At 61.4% G+C, this 24,967-nt stretch carries 18 protein-coding genes and 3 tRNA genes; 1 reads left to right on the top strand and 20 read right to left on the bottom strand.

Going from position 1 to position 24,967, the window contains the following annotated elements:
* Positions 1–172: 172 nt before the first annotated feature.
* The gene (locus tag L8U60_RS10400; RefSeq protein WP_269966305.1) at positions 173–301 is read right to left on the bottom strand and encodes a hypothetical protein; all 129 of its coding nucleotides are present in this window, start codon (positions 299–301) and stop codon (positions 173–175) included.
* 172 nt (positions 302–473) lie between these two features.
* Here L8U60_RS10400 and L8U60_RS10395 point away from each other — a divergent pair, with 172 nt between their 5' ends.
* Entirely contained in the window at positions 474–1,106 is a 633-nt protein-coding gene (locus L8U60_RS10395; RefSeq protein ID WP_269966304.1) for a DUF1707 SHOCT-like domain-containing protein, read from the top strand.
* Positions 1,107–1,279: 173 nt separating this feature from the next.
* Here the strand turns inward: L8U60_RS10395 and L8U60_RS10390 are convergent, their stop codons facing one another.
* The 19 genes from L8U60_RS10390 to L8U60_RS10300 all read right to left on the bottom strand — a co-directional run bounded on the left by L8U60_RS10390 (position 1,280) and on the right by L8U60_RS10300 (position 24,742).
* A complete protein-coding gene (locus tag L8U60_RS10390) occupies positions 1,280–5,287 on the bottom strand; it encodes a DNA-directed RNA polymerase subunit beta' (RefSeq protein WP_269966303.1) in 4,008 nt (1,335 codons plus the stop codon).
* 84 nt (positions 5,288–5,371) lie between these two features.
* Complete coding sequence (gene rpoB, locus L8U60_RS10385) at positions 5,372–8,869, bottom strand: DNA-directed RNA polymerase subunit beta (protein WP_269966302.1); 3,498 nt, start codon at positions 8,867–8,869, stop codon at positions 5,372–5,374.
* A 307-nt stretch (positions 8,870–9,176) separates the two neighbouring features.
* Positions 9,177–10,142, bottom strand: a complete 966-nt coding sequence (pgfA, locus tag L8U60_RS10380) for a cell envelope lipid trafficking protein PgfA (RefSeq protein WP_269966301.1) — start codon at positions 10,140–10,142, stop codon at positions 9,177–9,179.
* A 343-nt stretch (positions 10,143–10,485) separates the two neighbouring features.
* Entirely contained in the window at positions 10,486–10,875 is a 390-nt protein-coding gene (rplL, locus tag L8U60_RS10375; RefSeq protein WP_269966300.1) for a 50S ribosomal protein L7/L12, read from the bottom strand.
* 64 nt (positions 10,876–10,939) lie between these two features.
* Positions 10,940–11,464, bottom strand: coding sequence for a 50S ribosomal protein L10 (rplJ, locus tag L8U60_RS10370; RefSeq protein WP_269966299.1), 525 nt, complete (start codon positions 11,462–11,464; stop codon positions 10,940–10,942).
* 228 nt (positions 11,465–11,692) lie between these two features.
* Positions 11,693–13,966: a choice-of-anchor M domain-containing protein gene (locus tag L8U60_RS10365; protein ID WP_269966298.1), complete on the bottom strand. Its 2,274-nt coding sequence runs from the start codon at positions 13,964–13,966 to the stop codon at positions 11,693–11,695.
* A complete protein-coding gene (locus tag L8U60_RS10360; protein WP_269966297.1) occupies positions 13,966–14,859 on the bottom strand; it encodes an anchored repeat-type ABC transporter permease subunit in 894 nt (297 codons plus the stop codon). The genes L8U60_RS10365 and L8U60_RS10360 overlap by 1 nt, the downstream gene beginning before the upstream one ends.
* The gene (locus L8U60_RS10355) at positions 14,852–15,637 is read right to left on the bottom strand and encodes an anchored repeat-type ABC transporter ATP-binding subunit (protein WP_269966296.1); all 786 of its coding nucleotides are present in this window, start codon (positions 15,635–15,637) and stop codon (positions 14,852–14,854) included. Before L8U60_RS10355 ends, L8U60_RS10360 begins: the two co-directional genes overlap by 8 nt.
* Positions 15,637–16,587 (bottom strand): choice-of-anchor M domain-containing protein, encoded by a 951-nt coding sequence (locus tag L8U60_RS10350; RefSeq protein ID WP_269966295.1) that lies wholly within the window; start codon positions 16,585–16,587, stop codon positions 15,637–15,639. Before L8U60_RS10350 ends, L8U60_RS10355 begins: the two co-directional genes overlap by 1 nt.
* The gene (locus L8U60_RS10345; protein ID WP_269966294.1) at positions 16,584–18,170 is read right to left on the bottom strand and encodes an anchored repeat ABC transporter, substrate-binding protein; all 1,587 of its coding nucleotides are present in this window, start codon (positions 18,168–18,170) and stop codon (positions 16,584–16,586) included. Before L8U60_RS10345 ends, L8U60_RS10350 begins: the two co-directional genes overlap by 4 nt.
* Positions 18,167–19,687: a TIGR03773 family transporter-associated surface protein gene (locus L8U60_RS10340; RefSeq protein ID WP_269966293.1), complete on the bottom strand. Its 1,521-nt coding sequence runs from the start codon at positions 19,685–19,687 to the stop codon at positions 18,167–18,169. Before L8U60_RS10340 ends, L8U60_RS10345 begins: the two co-directional genes overlap by 4 nt.
* Before the next feature lie 335 nt (positions 19,688–20,022).
* Positions 20,023–20,733, bottom strand: a complete 711-nt coding sequence (rplA, locus tag L8U60_RS10335; RefSeq protein ID WP_269966292.1) for a 50S ribosomal protein L1 — start codon at positions 20,731–20,733, stop codon at positions 20,023–20,025.
* Positions 20,734–20,804: 71 nt separating this feature from the next.
* Positions 20,805–21,233 carry a 50S ribosomal protein L11 gene (gene rplK / locus L8U60_RS10330; RefSeq protein WP_269966291.1) on the bottom strand — a complete coding sequence of 143 codons (429 nt, stop codon included), beginning with the start codon at positions 21,231–21,233 and terminating at the stop codon, positions 20,805–20,807.
* Between the two features lie 214 nt (positions 21,234–21,447).
* Entirely contained in the window at positions 21,448–22,272 is an 825-nt protein-coding gene (gene nusG, locus L8U60_RS10325; protein ID WP_269966290.1) for a transcription termination/antitermination protein NusG, read from the bottom strand.
* Between the two features lie 137 nt (positions 22,273–22,409).
* Entirely contained in the window at positions 22,410–22,733 is a 324-nt protein-coding gene (secE, locus tag L8U60_RS10320) for a preprotein translocase subunit SecE (RefSeq protein ID WP_269966289.1), read from the bottom strand.
* A 24-nt stretch (positions 22,734–22,757) separates the two neighbouring features.
* Positions 22,758–22,833: transfer RNA gene (locus L8U60_RS10315), tRNA-Trp, on the bottom strand.
* A 97-nt stretch (positions 22,834–22,930) separates the two neighbouring features.
* Positions 22,931–23,002 (bottom strand) — tRNA-Met (locus L8U60_RS10310).
* 30 nt (positions 23,003–23,032) lie between these two features.
* Positions 23,033–23,105, bottom strand: a tRNA-Thr gene (locus tag L8U60_RS10305).
* 113 nt (positions 23,106–23,218) lie between these two features.
* Positions 23,219–24,742 (bottom strand): lamin tail domain-containing protein, encoded by a 1,524-nt coding sequence (locus tag L8U60_RS10300; protein WP_269966288.1) that lies wholly within the window; start codon positions 24,740–24,742, stop codon positions 23,219–23,221.
* Positions 24,743–24,967: the final 225 nt, after the last annotated feature.

The raw sequence follows: 24,967 nt of genomic DNA, 5'->3' as shown, positions 1-24,967 counted from the left end.
ACATCCGGCTATTCCACCGCCGTAACCGTCCAAAAAGCTACTAGACATCCCATCCAAAAACCTCCTGGACTCCGTGTCCAAAAAGTCCCTAGACATCACACTTCTGGCAAAGTACATGCCCAGCAACAATGACAGTCCACCGAAGATCAACATCCGAATCAGCCACGGCACATCACCCGTCGAGTTCGGGAACATTCTTCTCACAAGAAGTCTGAGTCCCGAGCTTCTCCACGCGCTGCAGCGTGAACCAAGCGGACTGGCCAGTAAGTGGTTTACCCGTGTCACCGTCGAGCTTGGACATCACGATGTGGCCTGGCTTGCTCGTATCCGGTAGGCGCTATCAATGAGCCCCTACTCGCTGGGAGAGGGACGGGCGTGGGGTAAGGGAAACGTCGATAAGCAAAAACCTGTGGGTGCGCGGCGGGCACTTTGCACGCAGAGAGAACTCTGCGCAACGGGTATAAAATTGAGGCATGCCCACTGAGATTGAACGAGCAGACGAAAATCTTCCACGGAAGCGGGTTTCCGGCAGTGCACGGGAGGCAACGGCCGACCTGTTGTCCAAGGCTTTAGCGGACGGGCAGCTGACTATCGCCGAGTTTGACGAGCGGAATAAGCAGCTGTGGCACGTGACGTATGCGGATGAGCTCGAGGCACTCACGGCTGACCTGTCCGTGCCAGAGTCCACGGTGTTGATGGACTCTTCCCCCGCTGTCGTGCCGACAACCGGCGGGGCGCGGTTCACGCTGTCCGTGATGGGCGGGTCCTCACGTAGAGGACCCTGGCAGATCGCGCCGCACCACTACTCCTTCACCACGATGGGCGGCAACGAAATTGACCTGCGGCATGCAAAGCTGTCCGCCCAAGAAACGGTGGTCACTGCTGTTGCCATCATGGCCGGCATAGAAATCATCGTCCCGGAGGACGTGCGCGTGATCAGCGAGGGCAACGGAATCATGGGCGGCTTCGGCATCGAAGATCACCCGTCGTGCACAGTGCTTATGAGTGACCTGCCGCCGAACGCCCCCACCCTCCGTATCCGCGGTGCCGCTGTCATGGGTGGAGTCGGCGTGGTCCGCGCCGCAAGGGATGCGCGTCTGCATTAGTGCAGAGCCCGGATACCCGTCGATATTTCTGACCATTTTCGGGTTTTGGATTTCTGTCTCCCCAGGTGGCAATTGTGGTGGTGTGAGATTTCTCGAACGCACCCTAGGCGCAAAACAAAGCCGACCCTCTCCCCCGCGGTGTGCGGGAGGGAGGGCCGACCAGGGGCTAGGGATTAGTACTGCTCGAAGCCGTACTCGTCCAGCGGCACCGATGCGCCGGTGAACTCGCCGTAGCCTTCGTCGCCGTAGATCGAATCGCCGAAGGTCGGGATCGAGTAGGCGGCGGAACGTGCGGCCTCCGTCGGCTTGACGGAGATGTTGCGGTAGCGGGAGATACCGGTACCAGCCGGGATCAGCTTACCGATGATCACGTTCTCCTTGAGGCCGATCAGCTTATCGGAGCGCTTGTTGATAGCGGCGTCCGTGAGCACACGGGTGGTCTCCTGGAAGGAGGCGGCGGACAGCCAGGACTCGGTTGCCAGGGAGGCCTTGGTGATACCCATGATCTCGGAGCGGAGCTCTGCCGGCTCGCCGCCCTCGGCCACAGCCTGCCCGTTGATCTGGCGTGCCTCGGACAGGTCCACGAGGGTGCCCGGGAGGAACTCCGTGGAGCCCGCGTCGATGACGGTGCCGCGGCGCAGCATCTGGCGGATGATGATCTCGATGTGCTTGTCGTGGATGGACACACCCTGGGTGCGGTACACGGCCTGCACTTCGTCGATAAGGTGCTTCTCCACACCGCGACGGCCGAGGATCTCCAGCACGTCGTGCGGATCAGCAGCACCGCGCAGGAGGCGGTCGCCGACCTGGACCTTGTCGCCGTCCTTGAGGGAACGCTCGATCATGGCGTCCGGGTTGGACTCCATCGGGCGACGCACCTGGGCCAGGCCCTGGCGCTTGGACAGCTTCTCGTAGACCACGTCATCGGAGCCGTCCTCCGGGTGGATGGTCAGGGTCCAGAAGTTGCCCTCATCGGACAGGGAGATCTCACCGGCGACGGACGCGATCGGGGCGCAGTTCTTCGGCACACGTGCCTCGAACAGCTCCTGAACACGCGGCAGACCACCGGTAATATCGCCACCGACACCACCCTGGTGGAACGTACGCATGGTCAGCTGGGTACCCGGCTCACCAATGGACTGTGCAGCGACGATGCCCACGGCCTCGCCGATGTCCACCAGCTTGCCGGTGGCCATGGACTTGCCGTAGCACTTCGCACACACACCGGTCGGCGTCTGGCAGGTCAGCACGGAGCGGACCTTGACCTCGGTGATGCCGGCGTCCACGAGTGCGTCGATACGCTCCTCGGAGAGGTCCTCACCAGCAGCGACGACAACGTTGCCGTTTACGTCAGCAGCATCAGCGGCCAGAACGCGGCCGGACACGGAGGTCTCCACGAGGTCGTGGCGGGCGAACTTCTTGTCGTTGCCCGAGCTTGCGACGGCAACCGGGACTTTGACGCCCTGGTGGGTGCCACAGTCCTCTTCGCGGACGATGACGTCCTGGGCCACGTCGACGAGACGACGGGTGAGGTAACCGGAGTCAGCGGTACGCAGAGCCGTATCGGCCAGACCCTTACGGGAACCGTGGGAGTTGTTGAAGTACTCCATCACGGACAGGCCCTCACGGAAGGAGGTCTTGATCGGACGGGTGATGTACTCACCGCGGGAGTTCACGACCATGCCCTTCATGCCGGCCAGGGTCCAGATCTGGCGCATGTTACCGGCAGCACCGGACTTCACGATCATCGGAATCGGGTTGTCGTCCGGGTACAGGTCCTCAACAGCCTGACCCACCTTGTTGGTGGCGTCCTGCCACAGCTCGACCAGACGGTCGTAGCGGTTCTCTTCGGTGAGAGCACCCTTCTCCCAGAACTTGCGCTCAATGGTCGCTGCCTCGCGCTCGTACTCTTCCAGGATTTCTTCCTTGTTCGGAAGAACCAGAACGTCAGACATGGCGATGGTGATGCCGGAGCGGGTGGCCCAGTAGAAGCCAGCGTCCTTCAGCTTGTCCATCGTCTGGGCGATGGTGATCATCGGGTACTTGTCCACCATCGACTGGATGATGTCGCCGAGCAGCACCTTGCCAGCGCCGCCGCCCTTACGGACCATGGCGCCTTCCTGGTACGGGAAGTTGAACGGCAGCATCTCGTTGAACATGATGCGGCCAAGAGTCGTCTCCGCGGTCCAGGTCTGGCCCTTCTCCCAGCCGTCTGGGAACTGCTCTGCTTCGATCTCCACGGTCGGACGCAGGTGGCTGATGCGCACCTTGATCGGTGCCTGCAGACCAAGCACGCCGCGGTCGTAGGCCATGATGGCCTCGCGGTGGTCGGTGTAGGTACCGCGCTCCGGGCCGTTCTCGTCGGCCGGTGCGTAAGCGCCCTCGCCGCCGATCTCGCCCTCGCCCTTCTCCATGGTGAGGAAGTACAGGCCGGTGACCATGTCCAGGCGCGGCATAGCCAGCGGCTTACCGGATGCCGGGGACAGGATGTTGTTGGAGGACAGCATGAGAATGCGGGCCTCAGCCTGCGCCTCAGCGGACAGCGGCAGGTGAACAGCCATCTGGTCACCGTCGAAGTCAGCGTTGAACGCCTCACATGCCAGCGGGTGCAGCTGGATAGCCTTACCCTCAACCAGCACCGGCTCGAAGGCCTGAATACCCAGGCGGTGCAGCGTCGGTGCACGGTTCAGCAGCACCGGGTGCTCAGCAATCGCCTCTTCGAGGACATCCCACACCTCTGGGCGCTGGCGCTCAACCATGCGCTTCGCGGACTTGATATTCTGCGCGTAGTCATTGTCCACCAGACGCTTCATCACGAACGGCTTGAACAGCTCGAGAGCCATCAGCTTCGGCAGACCACACTCGTGCATCTTCAGCTGCGGACCAACGATAATCACGGAACGACCGGAGTAGTCCACGCGCTTACCCAGCAGGTTCTGGCGGAAGCGGCCCTGCTTACCCTTCAGCAAGTCAGACAGGGACTTCAGCGGACGGTTACCCGGACCAGTGACCGGACGACCACGGCGGCCGTTGTCGAAGAGTGCGTCAACGGATTCCTGCAGCATGCGCTTCTCGTTGTTCACGATGATCTCGGGAGCACCCAGATCGATCATGCGCTTCAAACGGTTGTTGCGGTTGATCACGCGACGGTACAGGTCGTTCAGGTCGGAGGTAGCAAAGCGGCCACCGTCGAGCTGAACCATCGGGCGCAGCTCCGGCGGGATCACCGGGATAGCGTCCAGGATCATACCAGCCGGATCGTTGCCGGAGCGCTGGAAAGCAGCGACAACCTTCAGGCGCTTGAGAGCACGGACCTTCTTCTGGCCCTTGCCCTCAGCGATGATGGTGCGCAGTTCCTCAGACTCAGCGTCCAGGTCGAAGTTGCGGATGAGGGTCTGGATTGCCTCAGCGCCCATGCCGCCGGTGAAGTAATCCTCGTAGCGGTCAACGAGTTCCTCGTACAGGTTCTCGTCAATAATCATCTGCTTCGGAGCGAGCTTGATGAAGGTGTTCCAGATCTCGTCCAGGTGCTCGATCTCGCGCTCGCCAGCCTCGCGCATGTGCTGCATTTCCTTATCAGCAGCGTTCTGCACCTTCTTGCGTGCGGACGCGTTAGCGCCCTCAGCCTCCAGTGCGGCGAGGTCTTCCTCGAGCTTCTGGGCACGCTCAGCAATATCAGCCTCGGTGTCCTGCTCGATTTCCTTCTTCTCCAGGATCATCTCAGCCTCGAGGGTGGACATGTCATTGTGACGTGCCTCCTCGTCGACAGAGGTAATGATGTTGGCGGCGAAGTAAATGATGCGCTCAAGATCCTTCGGAGCCAGGTCCAGCAGGTAGCCCAGGCGGGACGGCACACCCTTGAAGTACCAGATGTGCGTCACCGGAGCAGCCAGCTCGATGTGGCCCATGCGCTCACGGCGCACCTTGGACTTGGTCACCTCAACGCCACAGCGTTCACAGATGATGCCCTTGTAGCGGACGCGCTTGTACTTACCGCAGGAGCACTCCCAGTCACGGGTCGGGCCGAAGATGCGCTCACAGAAGAGGCCATCCTTCTCCGGCTTCAGCGTGCGGTAGTTAATCGTCTCCGGCTTCTTGACCTCGCCGTGGGACCAGCGGCGGATGTCGTCTGCAGTGGCCAGGCCGATGCGGAGCTCATCGAAGAGGTTTACGTCAAACACGTAAAAGTTCCTTTTCAGTAGTTTTTATGAGTTCTAGTTGCTTTGAGGTTGGCGTCGATAAGCAATTGCTTATCGACGTCTCACCTACGCCGTATCAGCCGCAGACCCTTCATCACGGGACAGGTTGATACCCAGAGAGGATCCGGCCTGGTCATACTCGTCATCGTCGCCGGAGAGCTCCATCGGCGTGCCATCCGTGGACAGAACCTCCACGTTCAGACACAGCGACTGAAGCTCCTTGAGCAACACCTTGAAGGACTCCGGAATACCCGGATCCGGGATGTTATCGCCCTTCACGATGGCCTCGTAGACCTTCACACGACCCACCACGTCATCGGACTTGATGGTCAGCAGCTCCTGCAGGGTGTAGGCAGCACCGTATGCCTGCATTGCCCACACCTCCATCTCGCCGAAGCGCTGGCCACCGAACTGGGCCTTACCGCCCAGCGGCTGCTGCGTAATCATGGAGTACGGACCAGTGGAACGAGCGTGAATCTTCTCGTCCACGAGGTGGTGCAGCTTGAGCATGTACATGTAGCCGACAGAAATCGGGTACTTGAACGGTTCGCCCGAGCGGCCGTCGAACAGCATGGTCTTGCCGTTCTCATCCACCATCACGTCACCGTCACGGTTCGGCTTGGTGTTAGCCAGCAGGCCAGCAATCTCATCGTTAGTCGCACCGTCGAACACCGGGGTTGCGGTGAGGGAGTCAGCCGGCACGTCGTAGAGGTGCTCCGGCAGGGTCTCCAGCAGCTTCGCGTTCTTCGGGTCATCCGGGTTCACGGTCCAGCCAGCCTTAGCCAGCCAACCGAGGTGGACTTCAAGGACCTGACCGATGTTCATACGACGCGGCACACCGTGGGTGTTCAGAATGATGTCCACCGGGGTGCCGTCAGCCATGAACGGCATGTCTTCCTGCGGCAGGATCTTGCCCACAACACCCTTGTTGCCGTGGCGGCCGGCCATCTTATCGCCGTCCTGGATCTTGCGCTTCTGAGCAACGTAGACGCGGATCATTTCGTTCACGCCCGGGCTCAGATCATCATCGTCCTCACGGGAGAAGCGACGAACAGCAATGACCTTGCCCTGCTCACCGTGCGGAACCTTCAGGGAGGTATCGCGGACCTCACGAGCCTTCTCACCGAAGATGGCGCGCAGCAGGCGCTCTTCCGGAGTCAGCTCGGTCTCACCCTTCGGGGTGACCTTACCCACGAGGATGTCGCCGTCACGGACATCTGCACCGATGCGGATGATGCCGCGCTCGTCCAGGTCCTTCAGCACGTCCTCGGAGACGTTCGGGATCTCGCGCGTGATCTCCTCAGCACCCAGCTTGGTGTCACGAGCATCAATCTCGTGCTCCTCAATGTGCACGGAGGTCAGGATGTCCTGCTCCACCACACGCTGGTTCAGGATGATGGCGTCCTCGTAGTTGTGGCCTTCCCACGGCATGAATGCCACGAGCAGGTTGGTACCCAGAGCCATCTCACCGTTCTTGGTGCCCGGGCCATCAGCGATGACCTGGCCAGCCTCAACGCGGTCACCCGCAGACACAATCGGCGTCTGGTTGTAGCAGGTCCCCTGGTTGGTGCGCTCGAAGGTGCGCAGCAGGTAGGACTCCTGGTGGCCATCATCTTCGTAGATGGTGATCACGTCGCCGGAAACGTCCTGGACCACACCGCCGTTCTTGGCAATGACGATGTCGCCTGCGTCGTACGCAGCACGCATCTCCGTACCGGTGGCCACGTATGCAGCCTCAGAACGTAGCAGCGGCACAGCCTGCTTCTGCATGTTCGCACCCATGAGGGCACGGTTAGCGTCATCGTGCTCGAGGAACGGAATCATCGCCGTAGCCACGGACACCATCTGACGCGGGGAGATGTCAATGTAATCAACGCCGTTTGCGCCAACGACGCCGATGTCGCCGTCCTTCAGACGGACCTCAATACGCTCCTCGGTGATGGTGCCGTCCTTTTCGCGGGCAATAGCTGCCTCAGCGATGGCGTAACGGTCTTCTTCATCAGCGGTGAGGTAATCAATCTGGTCCGTGACCTTACCGTCAACGACCTTCTGGTACGGCGTCTCAATGAAGCCGAACGGGTTCACGCGTGCGTAAGAAGACAGAGCACCGATCAGACCAATGTTCGGGCCTTCCGGGGTCTCAATCGGGCACATGCGGCCGTAGTGAGACGGGTGCACATCTCGCACCTCAATACCGGCACGCTCACGGCTCAGACCACCCGGGCCAAGAGCCGACAGACGACGCTTGTGAGTCAGGCCAGACAGGGAGTTGTTCTGATCCATGAACTGGGACAGCTGCGAGGTACCGAAGAACTCGCGGATCGCTGCGGACACCGGACGCACGTTGATCAGGGAGGTCGGAGTGATGGACTCCGCATCCTGGGTGGTCATGCGCTCACGGACCACGCGCTCCATACGGGACAGACCAACACGCACCTGGTTCTGCACCAGCTCGCCCACGGTGCGCAGACGACGGTTACCAAAGTGGTCAATGTCATCGGTGTTGATCGGAATGACCACACCCTCCGGGGAGGTCATCTCACGCTCACCAGCGTGCAGGCGCACGAGGTACTCCAGCGTGGTAGCAATGTCCTCTTCCGTCAGCGTCAGTTCACCGTCGTGGTCACCGCCCAGACCCAGCTTGCGGTTGACCTTGTAGCGACCCACGCGCGCGAGATCGTAGCGCTTCGGCTGGAAGAACGCGTTCTCCAGCAGGGACTGCGCCAAGTCACGCGTCGGCTGCTCGCCTGGACGCTGCTTGCGGTAAATCTCCAGCAGAGCCTCGTCGGTGTTTGCCACACCGTCGTTCTCCAGCGTGGACATCATGATCTCGGAGAAGCCGAAGCGCTCCTTGATCTGCGCCTCAGTCCAGCCCAGTGCCTTCAGCAGCACGGTCACCGGCTGACGACGCTTACGGTCAATGCGCACACCAACCGTGTCACGCTTATCGACGTCAAACTCCAGCCACGCACCACGGGAAGGGATCACCTTCACGGCGTGCAGCGGACGCTCGGTCGACTTATCGATCGTCTCGTCGAAGTACACACCCGGGGAACGCACCAGCTGGGAGACAATAACGCGCTCCGTGCCGTTGACGATGAACGTGCCCTTGTCCGTCATCAGCGGGAAATCGCCGATGAAGACGGTCTGAGACTTAATCTCTTGGGTGTCATTGTTAATGAACTCCGCCGTCACGTAGAGCGGTGCGGAGTAGTTAATGTCCTTGTCCTTGCACTCGTCGATCGTGTACTTCACGTCTTCGAAGCGCGGCTCAGACAGAGACAGGCTCATGTTGCCGGAGTAGTCCTGGATCGGGGAGATCTCCTCGAGGATGTCCTCGAGGCCCGACGTAATGCGGGCATCATCCCCACGCTCGGCAGCTTGGCGCTCACGCCATTCCGACGTGCCGACGAGCCAGGCGAAGGATTCAAGTTGAACATCAAGGAGTCCGGGCAAAGCAATAGGCTCGTCGATCTTAGCGAACGAGTAACGCTCCGGAGCTCCGGGAATAGTGGCCACCGATTTGGTCTGGCGGGAGACTGCCAAGATGGGTCCTTCCAGCACCTCACGCGGGTCTTACATACGGCGCTATATGTAAGCATTCCCGCTGGATAAATAGCATTTCTTTCATAGTGGAAGCCCCGTCCCCTAAAAAGCACAAAACCACCTTGTCAAATCGATTTCTCAATCGTTTCTCCAAGGTTTATTTTTGGGCACCGGCGACGGCTTCCAGCGCAAGGAGACAGCTTATACCCCCCACTGCCGTTTGTAAAGCGCTCAGCAGGACCGATTTATCGGCCCGCCGTCATACCGTCACTTTCGCGTGGAACCTTACCACCCAATCCCGAAAGGGCCGCAACCCCTCGGCGTGTTACGCGTCGAGTTTCCGGTCTGGCTTCTGGCGGCCGCCCCTTGCGCCGCCACCACCCGGCCGAAATGCCCCAGCCAGACCCAGCAGCACCAGCACCCCACCCAGGCCGATAACAACCCACGTCACCGTGCGGGACACATCCTGCGTCACATCCGTCAGCTGCTCTGCCAGCCCAATCTGTTGCGCTTCATCCATCGCCGCGTCATAGGACACAACCTCTTGCACCCGGTTCCCATCACGGTCCGCGTAGTAATCGTCCACCTTTTCCGTCATCCCCACGACCACGCCCGTGACCTGGTCCACCGCAAACGTCCGCGTGGCCTCATGGTGCAAGAACGCCTGCTCTCCCCCTTGCTCCGGCGGGGCCGTGATCGTGTTCGTCATATCGGTATAAAGGGTGGCCACATTCACCGGTTCCACCTTCTGCTCGAAGGTGTACACCGTCCGTCCACCAATCTCGTCTTCACCGGTGAACGCCGCTGGGACGGCCTTGCGCAGCGTCGGCTCAAACACCTCATAGTCCTGCTGCTGCACATTCGACGGGAATTTCAGCCACACCCCCTCCGCCGGGAAGACCTCCTCCGGCATCACCATCACGGTGCTCAGCTTCGCCGGCTTCACAAACTCCCCCGTCTTCCTGTCCATCTCCAACGACCACGTCGCCGCCGAAATCAGATTCTCCAGGTCATCGCCCTTATCCTCCCGCCGCAACGTATCCCCAATACGCAGCGCCACCACCTTGTCCGTGGCCGGGTTCTGCACCGTCATGTGCAACTGCCGCGTCACCGCGGTGGTGTCCTCCCCCACCTTCGCCTGCGGGTCCTTCAACGTCCACGTCGTCTTCTCCAAGTCCAGCGGGAACCGCGCATCACCATTCAAGAAAGCCGGTGCCGCCAACGCCGCCGCCACCAACGCCAAACCCAGGCCAACGAGGAGAGCAGAAAGAATACGGGACTTTGGAAGCATGCCAGCGAGTTTACGGGCTTGGAGCCTGGGGGTGTTAAGGGGCCACCGCGATCAACTCCCCGGAGTTCGTAGTCCGCCCTGCGGAAATAGTGGTTTTCTGTAGCACTTCGGGGAGTCCGTCGCGTGCGAACGCCGGGACTAGCCGGCGGGCCACCCCAGGGCTACCTAGTTGTGCACGATTTTCAAAAGTATGTAGCAATCCTGGTCTTTTAATGGGGGTTGTGCTCGATTTTCAAAAATGTTGCAGAGGGTAAGCGACACCACCACCCCCCACCACAGCGCCACCCCCCACAAAAGCAAAAATGCCCCCGCCAAACGGCAGGGGCATGATGCTAAGACGCGCTTACTTGAGGGTGACCTTTGCGCCAGCCTCTTCCAGCTTGGCCTTTGCAGCCTCAGCGTCGTCCTTGTTAGCGCCCTCGAGGATGGCCTTCGGTGCGCCCTCAACCATCTCCTTGGCGTCCTTCAGGCCGAGGCCCGGAACGATCTCGCGGACAACCTTGATCACGCCGATCTTCTTGTCGCCAGCGTCCTCGAGAACGACGTCGAACTCGTCCTTCTCCTCAGCAGCTGCAGCGTCGCCGCCAGCAGCGCCCGGAGCAGCAGCAACTGCAACCGGAGCAGCAGCGGTCACGTCGAAGACCTCTTCGAATTCCTTCAGGAACTCAGAGAGCTCGATGAGGGTCATTTCCTTGAACTGCTCAATGAGCTCGTCCTTGGTGAGCTTAGCCATTGTGGCTTCCTTTCTTTATGCGGCCATGTGGCCGACTTGTAAGTGTGTTTGTGGTGGGCTTGCCTTAAGCGGCGTCGCCCTGCTTGTCCTGCAGTGCGGCAACGAGTCGTGCCGTCTTGGAGGCCGGAGCCTGGAACAGGCCTGCAGCCTTTGCCAGAGAACCCTGGAATGCACCAGCAAGCTTGGCCAGAGTGGTCTCGCGGTTGTCCATCTCTGCGACAGCGTCCAGCTGGGCTGCGTCGAGAGGGTTACCGTCCATGTAGCCGCCCTTGAGGATGAACTTGTCGTTCTCCTTGGCGAACTTCTTCATCACCTTCGCAGCGTCAACCGATGCGTCGCCCTGAATGAAGGCAACGGCGGTCGGGCCGGTGAGAAGATCATCGAGACCCTCGATGCCCTGCTCGTTAGCAGCGATCTTCACGAGGGTGTTCTTGGCGACGTGCAGTTCAACATCAAATCCCAGATCACCGCGCAGCTGCTGCAGCTGACCAACGGTCAGGCCACGGTACTCGGTGAGGAAGACAGCGGAAGATGCCTCAAACTTCTCCTTGAGAGCCTTGAGCTCCGCAACGTTCTTCGGGTTTGCCATAACACACGCCTCCTTCCCATTACTTCATGTCTTGTCCGCCCGGAGCAATAAAAATTGCCCCGTGCAGAAGCACGAGGCAGTGCGCATGTTGCGCGAAAGGTGCCACGTTTCTCCTGCGTGGGCCGATCCCTGGGTGGGATCCTTCGATCTACCTTTTAGGTAGATGACCGACGGTCTTCGGTGAAACTTGAGCTCGGGTAAAACCCGTTCAAACTTCGGTTGAGTACTTTAACGCTTCCCCTTGGCTTTCTCCAAATCCTTAACCAGTCGCCGCGCTGCATCAAACAGCACGATGCCACCGATCAGCGCCATGACTCCCACGCCGAGCGCGAGCCCGGACCAGAATCCGCCCGCCGTGAGCGAGGCCAGAGCGCCCGCGCCTTCCACATGGTCAGGGTCGTCATCTGGCACGGTCATTCCGCTTATCGACGATTTGATCGGCGACCCTTCTTCCCCAACCCCAGCTGGCGCGGCATCTTCGACTGCATCGGCGACGCCCTCGGCGTCAGCGACTGCGGCAGGCTGGTCAACGTGGCCGCCTGCAGCAGCAGGCTGCGAGCCAAGAGCGGGAGCTGCAGCCGGAGCTGCTGCCGCTTTCTGCGTCGTGCCCGGCGCGGGCTGTGCTGCCTGCTTCTTGGTGCTGCTCTTGTTGGTGTTGCCCTTGGTGTTGTCCTTGGTTTTGCTCTGCTGCGGGGTGGCGGCGTTGAGGGTGCTGTCGAGAGTCTTGCCGAATTTCTGGATGGCGCCGGTCAGCAGCCCGATGGACTGCGGGGTCCAGGGGCTCGCGACGGAGGGCGCCGATGGGATGGACGGATCGGACGGATCGGACGGCGTGGACTGCCCAGCGCACAGCTCGTCCGCGTTGCCCAGATCGGCGTAGCCGGCGGCCTTGTGCGCTTGGGCGGCGTCGATGGTTTTGTCGCCGACGAGGAAGGGCACGTCGATGGTGTGGTCGATCTTCTCCCCCGTCGCGGTTTCACCGGCGACGTTGAACTGCACCGTGTAGTAGCCGGGCTTGTCAAAGCCGAAGGCCATGTGGTCGTGGGAGCGTGCCGGATACTTGATCACGTGACTGCGGTCGTGGGAATCAAAGGCGATCTTGAGGCCGCCGAGAGATTCATGCCACGCGAGCATCCGGCCAGGGCCGGTGAAGTCACTGATAGACACCGTGACGGTGCTGCCTTCGGGGAGGGTGCCGGGGGCGAGGTGGTCCGTCGAAAAGCCTGGCCACGGCATGTTTGGCTTCTGTGACTGGGGCAGGGACCACAGCACGCCCGGTTTGCCAGGCAGGGTCGCGCGGACCTTGTCGGGCAGTTCCACCTTCGCCGCGTCGGGGACGGTGAGGGCGAATGTGCCGCTGGGGCGGGAGATGGTGTTGGAGGGGTTGGAGCCGTCGAGAAGCTCGAACGTGGTGGGCTTCTCCCCGCCGCCGACGAGGGCGATGTCGAGGTGACCTTGGGTGATGATCGTGTCCGGCTTACCGGCCAGCGCCTTTGCCGCGTGGCACTTCTCCCCTGCATGGGGCAGGCGGGGCGGGGTGCCCGGCGCGGGGTCGGGTGACGGTTCTGGTTCTGGTGCCGGCGCGGGCGTGTCCACGGGTGCCAACGGTTTGGTGATGGGGCGAAGCTCCGTCGTCGTCCCCTCTGGCAGGCCGGCCTGCTCATCGGTGCCCACGAGCCAGTACTGGGTGACGGGCTCGGTAAGTTCCTGGGTGCCGTCGGTGAGTTCCGCGCGACCCTGCCAGGTGGTGGCGTAGATGCCTGGTTTAGTGAAGGTCCAGGTGAAGTGGCCGTGCGCACCCACCTCGTAGTCGATACTGTGCTTGGAGTCATCCACACTGTTGAACACGTGCTCCACATCCCCGGCACCGCCCGCGCCGGCGAAGAAGACGTTCATGTCGCCGGGGCCGGAGAAGTCCTTGAGGTCGAAGTACATGAGGTCGTCGGTGAAATTGGTGGGGATCTGCCCGTCCAGCTCATGGTTGGGGTCGAAGGCGCCAAGGCCCGCCCAGATCGGCCGCCACTGGTCAAAGAAGCTGACGGACTGCGGGGCCGTCCACACGATGTCGCCGGGTTTACCCAGGAAGGACAGCGCCTCGGAGTCGGGGACGGTGATGCGGCTGACCTCACCCCCGTCCTCATCCGCGTCCGGCGCCAGGCGGAAGCACACGTCATCCATGGGCACCACGGACTGGCCATCCACCGCCATGACTGAGAGCGCACCCTGCCCGTCGCGGGTGCCGTAGAGCGCATCCACGTGCGAGTGGTACAGCAGCTTGCGGCCCGCGCAGGGGTGGGTCACCTCCGTGCCCTTCGTGGTTGTCATCGTGGTGCCGGCGGGTAGGTCCACGCCAAAGCCCGCATCACCGGGACGGTGCGTATTCGTCGTGTCAGCCGCATAAGCAGCGCTGGCACCACCCAAGGCACTGCCAGCAACCAGGAGCGCGGCTGCCACTGCGGCAGTTGCGCGGCGGGGAGCGGAGGTATGAGTCGGTGAAGTCATCATGAGTCCTTCAGAGATTCTTGGGTAGGAACACGTCGGCGGAAGCGCTCAGTGGCCAGCCCTTGCTGGGGTGAGAAGAGCCAGCTGAGCACAAAGAAAGTAGTGAGGCAGAGCACCACGGTGGCTCCGGTTGGGGTGTCATAGGCCCAGGAGAGCCACACGCCGAGGACGGAACCGGCGATGCCGGTGCCGGCAGCGAGCGCCATCATCACGCCGAGCTTGTCGGTGAACATCCGCGCCGTGGCTGCCGGAGTGACCAGGAGAGCAACAACGAGGATGTTGCCTATGGTGCGTACGGAGATCACCACCGCCGTGGTGACCGCCAGGTACAGCAGCAGGTCCAAAACGAATACGGGCAGGTTCATGGCGCGGGCGGTCTCCCGGTCCAGGCTCACCACTGTCAACCACGGACGAAGCACGAGCATGAGCGCCACGATGATGATCCCGGCGACCGCCGAGACCCACATGTCCCGCTCCGACACACCGGTCAGCGAACCAAAAAGGAACGACGTCAGCGAGGCGGTGTAGCCCTCCACGCGGGAGATGATCACGAGGCCAAGCGCAAAAGCAGCCGCGTAGAAAATGCCGATCACGGTGTCTTCCTTCACCCGTTCTCGCTGCGAGAACACCGCGATCAACACCGCCACCGTCATGCCCGCCACTGCCCCGCCGAGAAGCACGGATACCTGCAACGCGAAGGCCACTGCGAGACCGGGGAACACAGCGTGCGCCACCGCATCACCGATGAAAGCCATGCCACGCAGCACCACGTAGCAGCCCACCACTGCGCACACGACCGCGGCGATCACCGCCACCACGAGAGCGCGCGGCAGAAAACCAAGCTGCGGGTTGGTCAGGTCAATCAGGAACTGAACAAAACTGATCTCAGGCATGAGCACCTCCAGCAGCAAAATCCAGGCCAATCCCGGCGAGCCACCGCGAGTGCGGGTCCACACCGAAGGTCGCCGACCACGGCTGCGGGTCCGCGAGTTCCTCCGGGCCGCCATCGGCAACAATGCCGCGGTTGAACAGGATCAACCGGTCGCAGGAATACACCGCCTCAGAAATATTGTGCGTGGACATCACCACGGCCACACCACTGTCCACCAGCTCGCGGAAAAGCTCCAACAATTGTTCGGTGGTGGGGATGTCAAGGCCGGTGAAGGGTTCGTCGAGAAGCAAAAGCTCCGGTTCACGCGCCAGCGCACGCGCAACGAGCACGCGTTGACGCTGACCGCCTGATAGCTTTTCGACGGGCCTCCCCCTCAACCCCCACAACCCCACCCGCTTGATCGCGTGGGCTGCGGCGATGTGGTCCTCGCGGCTGGCGGGGCGCCACCAGGGGCGCAGGCTGAGGCGGCCGCTGAGCACCATCGAGTAGATGTCGATGGGAAAGTCCCACGCCACCGAGTGACGCTGCGGGACATAACCGACTGCGTCCCGGAGCTTCTTCCCGCGAAGACCAGCAACCTCAACCACGCCGGAATGAGCCTTGACCAGCCCCAACAGCGCGCGCATGAACGTGGTCTTACCCGCGCCATTCGGCCCGAGCAGACCAACAAACTCCCCGGCGCGCACTGTCAGCCCGACGTCTTTGAACACGGTGGCCGGGCCATAATCAACGCCTAGTCCCTCCGCCACGAGCACGGGCTCTTCCCTGTCATGCTGCATTAGTCATCCTCACCGATCTCAGCGAGAGCCTCATCGCGGGCAGCGCGGGCGCGGCGCACAGCAGCAGCGCTCAGCAGACCGACGACAACGGCCGCCAGCACAATCCCACCGAGCACCCACAAAGTGGACGAGCCGCTTCCCTGCTCGGCCGCTTGGCCGTCCTCAGTGCTTTCTGCCCCGCGCCACGGCCCCTCAAACGTTGCGGAGGCTGCCTGCTGCGGATCGGTGCCATCACCGACGGCGAAGCGCAGCACCTGCTCGTTGACGTGCTCCACCCCGTCCTTGTCTTTCACCACAACGCGAACACCAACGAGGTGCACGCCCGGCTTGGTGAACACCCAGTTCGCGTGCGTGTGCGTGTTCAGCTCCACCCACATCGGCTGGTTGCCCGGCAGGCGCGAGTTCCACAGCTGCTGCGGCTGGGAGAAACCGCCAGCCTGCAGGAACACGGAGAAATCACCGTCGCCCTCATGCCCGCCGAATTCCAGGTTCACACCACGGTCAGTCGTGTCCACCACTTTCGGCGACTGCGTGTTCCAGCCCAGCCACGGCACGCCCTGGACCTCATTCTGCGGAACAACCCATACGCTGTCCCCACCCTTGGCGCCAGTGAAATCAAAATCACTGCCCTCCGGCAGCGTCTGCTGGGCGGCATCCGACACATCAAAGACCACGTCTTCGAGGTGGCGCCACACCGGCGGAACGTTGGAGTCATCCCTGACCATGAGCTGCAGTTGCCCGTCCACATACAGCGGCCCCAGGTCCGCATGGCCCGCGGAGATCACGGCCTTCTCCCCCAACGGGGCGATGCGTTCACTGTCCTCCACAACCTGCTGGAGAGCCGGATCAGAATTCGTTGCCTGGGCCAACGCCTCCGGCGCGCCGGCAAGCATCACCCCACCGAGGGCAACGGCGGTGAGGTGGGTAGCAATGATGGTGCGAAGTTTCATGGTTTTTCTTTCGTTTCGGATAAACAAGTGGACAAAGACTGGGCGTTAGCGCGCATGAAGTCGATATAGGAATGCGCCTGCCCACCGCCTGGCGGGTCCAGCGAATCACCGCGGATCGTGCACACTTTGACGCCTAAACGGCCAGCGACTTGGACAAGATCGCTCGGTGCACCCTCCGCTGCCGGTTCCAGGAACACCGCGGGGACATGGAGGTTCTCCAGCGTGCGCGTCAGCGCAATAATGTCGCGCGGACTCGGCTCCTGCGATGGGTTCGGTGTGACATAACCAGCCAGGTTCAGCCCATACGCGTCCGCGAGGTAGCCATAGCCGTCATGCGTGGTCACGAGGTTGCGTTGATCCTGCGGGATCTGATCCAGGGTGGTTTTGACGTCGGCATTGAGGGCGTCGAGAAGCTCCACATAATGCTCCGCATTCGTGCTGTACTGCGCACTGTGCGCCGGATCAGCCGCGCTCAGCTCATCGCGCACGAGGTTCACCACGGCCTTCACGGCGTTCACGTCGTGCCAAAAATGCGGATCGTATTCACCGTGCACATGCTTGCCCAGCACCGCCTGCGGCAGCAGATACGTCTCATCGCCAGGATTGCCCAGGAAGCGGTACTCGCGCCCCGCGGGGACCTCTTGCAGCGTCGCGCTCGGCACAGCGATCACCGCGCGCTCGTAAGCATGGCTTATCGACGTCTCCCCCTCCCCCGGCGCATCCCCCAACAGCCCAATCGAGCCGTGGTAATCCGCACCGAACTCCGCGGTGATATCCACGTGCCCACCGGTAATCACGTCCGCTCCGGGGAGCACCTCATGCGGATTCACGCCCACGGCGATGGTGAATGTCTGGTCTTTCAGCGGAGTCGGTTCAGCATTGATGTCCGCCCGCGCGGTGGCACCCACCGTGATCGTGTACACACCTGGTTCAGAGAATGCCCAGCTGACGTGGGTGTGGGCGTCGATGGGCAGCGTCGTTTGGTCCTTTTCATCCAACCCATCCGCGGAGTTGAACAGCAGCTCCGGAGTGCCAAAAGTGCCCACGATGTAGGCTGCCATGTCCCCGGGACCGTCGATGTGCTTCAACGAGATATCCGCCACTGCTGTCTTAGGCACCGCCGCTTTATCTTGCTCCGGCACCGCCACGCGAAGGCCCAACCATGGGGCATCCAGGCCTGCATCCTCGACGAGCAACCGCGGCTGAAAACCATGCCGTTCCGCCCGCTCCGCCACCGGCACAACCCGTGTGCCCTCCGGCACCGTCGTGTCCACCGTCCGGGTCAGGCGCTGCGGCTCCAGCAGCAGACCATTGGTGAACACCACGTCCGCATACGCAATATCGCGCACCGCGCGCAGGCCTAACTCATAACTGTGTGCATCCGCGCCAGGCGGGATGAGTCCGGTCACCTCTGCCGCATCCCCGGCAACATTGCCGACGATGTCCGCGAGTATCGACGTCGTGGCCACCACCCGCGTCTTCCCGCCGCCTGCCTCAGCCGCCGTCCCCTGGACGGCGCAGCCCGCAAGCGCCCCTACTAACCCCAGCGCCGCAAGCGCACGGGGTACCTCGTGTCGGATCATCCGAAGAGCTTCCTAGACACCCGCACCATGCCCGCGCCGAACACCAGGACACCAAGCCCCAGGATCGCGAACGGAATGGTCATGATGGACATGCCCGTATCCGCCAGGCTGCCACCGCCGGTGCTGCTTGCGCCGGATGCCCCGCCGGCCCCTCCTGCCCCGCCGGTCCCGCTAGCGGGGCCGGAGCCGCAGTTGGCCTGATCGTCGTAAAGCGCGCCGAAATCAAAGTGACCGTTATTCGCATTGCCCTGGCCGCCCACGACGAACGTCAGCGTGGCCGCGCCGGACACCGTCTGTCCGCTCTTCGTCTTGGCAGTCTGCGTGACGGTGACCTTGTACGTGCCCGGCTTACCGAAGACCCATGACGGGTGCACATGTGTATTCGCCGGAATCGTGTGCGATCCCTGCGCCTTGCCATTCGCCGCGCGGAACCACTCTTCACCCACGACCTGGCCCAGGCCACCCTGGGTGAACACCGCCATCGGACCAGGGCCGTTGAAGCCCGTGATCGTCCACGTCACCTCACCGGTGGTGTGCTGCAAAAGCGACGGGTGCTGAGTATTCGCACCCAGCCACGGCACACCGGCCTGCTGGACGGAACCGATCATCCACACGTCACCGGCCGGCACCGGGCCGATCGCCTGCGGCAACCGTGCCTTGGCCTCGTTGCCCAGGCCGAAGCTCAAGCTCGCCGGGTCCTTCCACGTGGCCGGGGACGTCCTATCGTCTTTCACCCGCGGCAGAAGTCCTGGGGAGCACTTCTGTGTGGTGCCGGTGTTGCCGGCGCTTCCGCTGTTTGCTGCCGGCGCTGGGGCTGCTTGCTGTTGCTTCTGCGTCGCCGACTGTTGCGAGGCCGCCACCGGCTGAGGTTGATCAGACTTCTTCTCGGAGCCGCTCGATGCACCTCCAACCTGCCACGTGTACGTCGCCTCATTGGACTCCGTGCCACCCGCCGAGGCCTTCACCTTCATGGTGTAGTTACCGGGCTCAGTGAACAACCAGCTGGCATGCACGTGGGACGGCTCCGCCTGTGCGATAACGCTGCCTGGCTTCATGGTGAACTCGCCGCCAGAAAACACCGGCTCCACCCCACCAAAGCCCTTCTGCTGGAACAGCCACACATCGCCGGGACCATTGATGTCGGTGATGGTGATGTCCACTGCGCTGAACCCACCCTGCTTCACATCATTGGTGTCCCAGCCCGGCCACAACCTGTCACTCTCCTGTGTTTGGGGCAGGTAGTAGCCGCCGGTACCGATCTCCGCCACCTGGGCCGTATCCTCCGTGCGAGTGTTCTCCCCCACCGTGAGCGTCACATTCGCCGGGTCATGCACCACGTGCTGGCCAGTGACATCCTCGCGCAGAGCCAACTTCAGCTGGCTGCCATCGGCAGCGACATGGAACACGTCCACGTGACCACGGTCCAGCACCACATCCGCCGCGTGTGCTGGGCCGGCACCAAGCGCCATCGCGAGAAACGCGCACGCCATAACCACCAATGTTTTCAAGTGCGACACGAAGGGCCCCTTTTCACTTTTCCCTAATTAACTTCGCGTCAATGTACTGCAAATGGGAACCGTTTTCATATCGCCTTGAAAGGTCACCCACATTTGGTGGTAATCGTTTTCAAATAGTGTTCGTTGTCGGTCCGTCACTATGGGTCGGTTGTGCACGATTTTCGAAAATGGTGCACAACCCCCATCAAAATCCCAGGACTGCCCTGAACTTTCGAAAATGGTGCACAGCAAATGGCCCCAATGCGACTAGGAAACGCACCGTCGAAAAGCAAGAAGCCCCGCCGACACTCCCTCACTGGGAGCGCGGCGGGGCTAGTCGGGCCAGCCGAAGTGGCTTAAGCCTCGGTGTAGTTCTTCTGCACCGACGGGTCAACCGGGACGCCCGGGCCCTGGGTAGCAGAGACGGTGACCTTCTTCAGGTAGATGCCCTTAGCGGAAGACGGCTTCAGACGCAGGACCTCATCCAGGAGAGCGCCGTAGTTCTCAGCGAGCTGCTCCGGGGTGAAGGAAGCCTTGCCGATGATGGCGTGCAGGTTGGAAGCCTTGTCCACGCGGAAGGCGATCTTGCCGCCCTTGGAGTCAGCAACAGCCTTAGCGACGTCCGGGGTAACGGTACCGGTCTTCGGGTTCGGCATCAGACCACGCGGGCCGAGGACGCGAGCAACGCGGCCGACCTTAGCCATCTGATCCGGGGTAGCAATAGCAACATCGAAATCGATGTTGCCAGCGTTGATCTGCTCGATCAGCTCGTCAGAACCGACGATGTCAGCGCCAGCCTCCTGAGCCTTGGTTGCGTTCTCGCCCTCAGCGAAGACAGCGACGCGGACGGTCTTACCGGTGCCGTTCGGCAGGTTGACGGTGCCGCGGACCAGCTGGTCGGCCTTGCGCGGGTCGACGGACAGACGCATTGCAACGTCGATGGTTGCGTCGTACTTCTCGGACGCGGTCTCCTTAGCCAGCTTGACTGCCTCGAGCGGGGAGTACAGGTTGGTGCGGTCGACCTTCGCCAGCTGTGCGGCGTAGTTCTTAGATTGCTTCTTGGCCATGTTGATTCCTTAAAAGTGATGTAGGGAATGTGGTGCGGGCCTGACCCGGCCCTACCACGGGAAAGAAGTTTTTACTTCTTCACTTCGATGCCCATGGAACGAGCGGTGCCAGCGATGATCGCCGCACCTGCCTCGATGTCACGAGCGTTGAGGTCTGCCTTCTTGGTCTCAGCGATCTCCTTGCACTGATCCCAGGTCACAGAACCGACCTTGTCAGTGTGCGGAACACCGGAGCCCTTCTGGATACCAGCGGCCTTGAGCAGCAGCTTGGATGCCGGCGGGGACTTCAGGATGAAGTCGAAGGAGCGGTCTTCGTAGACCGTGATCTCCACCGGGACAATGTTGCCGCGCATGGACTCGGTTGCGGCGTTGTACGCCTTGGTGAACTCAACGATGTTCACACCGTGCGCACCCAGAGCCGGACCAACCGGCGGAGCCGGGTTAGCCATACCAGCTTCAATCTGCAGCTTGATCAGGCCGGTGACCTTCTTCTTAGCCATCGAATTACCTCATTTCCTTGGTACAGGATGCAGCCACGATGTTTAGCTGTATCCTTCCGGATTCCGGGCGTAACCCAGCAACCGGGGATGAACGTTTATCACGCACCTACCTGTGGCAGGCACGATCGATAAGTGTATGTCACTGGGGCACCCACCCCCAAATCGCAAAAGACCCAGCCGGAGCCGGGTCTTCATGCGCAAAGGGAGCGGAGCGCTACATGATGCGCTCGATCTGGTCGGCGGTGAGCTCCACCGGGGTCTCGCGGCCGAAGATGGACACGAGTGCCTGGATCTTGCCGGTCTCCGGATCAATCTCATTGATGGTTGCGGAGACACTAGCCAGCGCGCCGGAGAGAATCGTGACAGCCTCGCCGACCTTGAAGTCGTGCGCGACCTTCGGCGCTTCCTCCTGCTCCGGCATAGCGATGACGGTCTCGCCCTCCGGGCTGACCTTCGTCTCTTCACCTTCAACAGGCGCTTCCTTCGGCATGAGGAACTTCGCCACATCGCGGTGCTTGACTGGGGTGGCATTGCCCTCGTTGCCCACGAAGGAGGTCACGCCCGGGGTACCGCGAACCACAGACCACGCTGCGTCATTGATGTCCATGCGCACGAGGACGTAGCCCGGCAGAAGCTTGCGCTTCACAATCTTGCGCTTTCCATCCTTGAGCTCCACTACCTGCTCAATCGGCACAACCACGTCGTAGATGGAATCCTCCACCTCGAGGGTCTGGATACGCATATCCAGGTTGGTCTTCACCTTGTTCTCGTAGCCCGAGTAGGACTGGATGATGTACCACTGGCCCGGCAGCTTCTTCAGCTCACGGGTGTACTTGCGCAGGCGAGCCTTGTACTCAGCATCAGCGCTTTCCTCCGGCTCCCCACCCAGAGCAGCCTCAGCCTCAGCGACAGCTGCTTCCGTTGATTGGGTTTCCGGATCGGTGGACTCCTCTACGGCGCCACCGTCGCTGACCATGTCAGCCTCCTGCTCCTGGATGACTTCCTGGGCGACTTCCTCGCTGTACTGATCGTCTGCCATGACCGCTCCTTATACGTCGGGGGCTGTGAGTTAGTGGAAGTGAATATGGCGCCCAGCCTACAGCGCTCATCCAAAAACTGATCCCGCCTTACCCTGAGTTCAGGGCGGCGGGATGTTTTTCTAGTGCGTGATTATACCTACCGGACGAGGATTTGCTCAACTAGCCAGGCTCCACCCTTGTCCACGCCCCACACCAGGGCCGTCATGACAATAAGGAAGCCGAACACGATAAGCGTGTAGTTCAGCATCTGCTGGCTGGTCGGCCAGACGACCTTGCGCATCTCCTGCACAACTTCACCCGGGAAAGCCGCTGCACCATTACCGGTGGTGGACTTATCTTCCGGAGTGGTGGCCGGAGCGCGCTTTTCTTCGTAGGACTCAGAGGTGACGGACGATGCACCGCTCATCTGACGCTTGCCAGTGGGCTTTGCGGCATTCCGGCCTGGCTGGTTCTCAGTCACAGCTCTCCTCGACTTGGGTCTATATGGCAGGGGCGACAGGACTCGAACCTGCAACCTACGGTTTTGGAGACCGTTGCGCTACCAATTGCGCCACGCCCCTTTGGCTTACTGCAAAACAGTACGCCAACCCTACCATGAACACTCGTGCGCTCTTGGGAGGGCGAGCACATCCTCCCGACCGAAACCGGGTAGATGAGTAGCGATGGCGAGAATTGAACTCGCGACACAGCGATTATGAGTCGCTTGCTCTACCACTGAGCTACACCGCCATGTTGATTGCTGTTACCAGCAAAAAACAGAGCCCCCTAACAGAATCGAACTGTTGACCTTCTCCTTACCATGGAGACGCTCTGCCGACTGAGCTAAGGGGGCTTAAGCCTCTTAAGCGTTGGCCGCTCGTTTGAAGCCTTTGAAAGATTAACCTGTCTTACATAAAAGACACAAATCGGCAGGCCAACGCTATTTTTTAAGCGCTTTTTATGTGCTTAAAAAGGCAACTTGATGTTGAAGTTATCGTGTGCCCACTTCGCGATAGGCGCCGCAGACAGCAGACCAGCCACGAATGCGAGCAGCGCACCAAAGACAGCACCGATGATGGCGCCGAGGTTCGGCTTATCGACGGCCTCACAATCAACCGTCTTCGCATTCTCCGCACCACGCAGGGAGATTCCGCCGGTCACACCGTCATCGGCCCAGAGGAAACGAGTGATCTCCTCTGCCTTGCCAGCAACGCACTCGCCGGTGGAGGTGAACGAACCAAAGCCCTCGTTGGCAAAGTTTGCAAACTCAGCCGGGCGCGCCTGAATCTCGGATGCTGGGGCAAATTCAGTGCCGTTGTGGGCAAGGAGGATGGACTGGCCGTCGCAGGCTTCGTCGCAAAGCACGCGGAGCTGCTTTTCCTGCTGGCGGTAATCCAGCGCCATCACACCCGCGAACGGCGACTGGTAGGTCTGCTTGAGCTCAAACGTGCCGTTTTCCTTCAGGCCAAGGAAGTAGACCTTGCCATCAGCCTCGACGCCGACGGCGAAGAGCTTCTGCTCCGGGATGTAGGAGATCGCTTCCAGGCCAGAGTTCGGCTTGATATCGCCGACGACGTCCTTGAGGTTCCACTCGGCCGTGGCCTTGAGCTCCTCCTGCCCCTCTTGAACCTCGAAGCGAAGGACAGACGGGCGGGAGACCTTCTTGTCATCGTTGTTGCGCTCGGTGGCCACGTAAATCGCACCATCCGGGCCAACGGTGACGCCCTCAGTGTCCAGGGTGCCCGTGCCGTCGGCGTACTTCAGCGTCCACGTGCCGGCAAGCGTGTACTTCTTGGCTGCCTTGTCGTAGTCGAGGGCGTAGAGCTTGCCAGTGCCGTTGTTGACCACCCACGCGCGGCCATTCTCGTCGAAGTCCACTCCAGACATGTCCTCACCGGAGAAATCGCCGCCGAGGTCGACGTTGTAGACCTGGTCGTACGGCCACGGCTCGACCGCCTGCTCAGGAGCATCTTGTTCCTCTTCGCCGGCAGCGCCCTTGTTCTTCAGCTGCTTGGTGGCCTCACCAGTGATAGCAAAATCACCAGTCATGTCTGGGATGCGGCCCCAGGTGGAATCGGCTTTGTCGGGGAAGTCCCAGCTGGTTTCGTCGATAAGCTGCTTGTTTGTGTCGAAGAGGCGGACCTGGTCTTTCTTGCCGCCTAGGCCGAAACCTGCGGAGCCGTCCGGGGTCTGATCCTTCGTGTGGATGACGTAGTAGCCGCCGGACTCGATCTTGGTGTTGTCCGGAATGACGATCGGCGTGTGGGTGTCATCGTCGTCCAGGATCGACCAGCCGGAGATGTCGATGTCCTCGTTCGGGTTGGTGTTGGCCAGCTCAACCCAGTCCGGGGAGCCGTTGGCCTCGACCTCGTTGATCACGATGAATTGGGTGCCGTCGGCCGCAAAGGCAACCGGGACAGCGAATCCGGACAGGACAAGAGCAGCGGAAACCGGCAGAACGGTCGCCGCGCGGAAACGGGAACGGGACACAGAAAACATCCTTCAACGCGTTAGAAAACTTGCAGTGCGCGTTCGAAAGTAGCCCCGGTTTTTGAACAGTCCGCGACATGGAAGTGACGTCAGCGTTGCCAGTGGATGGCGTCTTTGTGGAGGGGTCTGCTCTCAACTTTCGAAAGTTGAGAGCAGTCCTGGGGTTTTGATGCGGGTTGTGCACGATTTTCGAAAATCGTGCAGCCGGGGAGGCTGGGCGGGCCG

This window comes from Corynebacterium meitnerae, from assembly GCF_027570075.1.
GTDB classification, from domain to species: Bacteria; Actinomycetota; Actinomycetes; order Mycobacteriales; family Mycobacteriaceae; genus Corynebacterium; species Corynebacterium meitnerae.
This window is presented reverse-complemented; position numbering and strand designations above follow the sequence as displayed.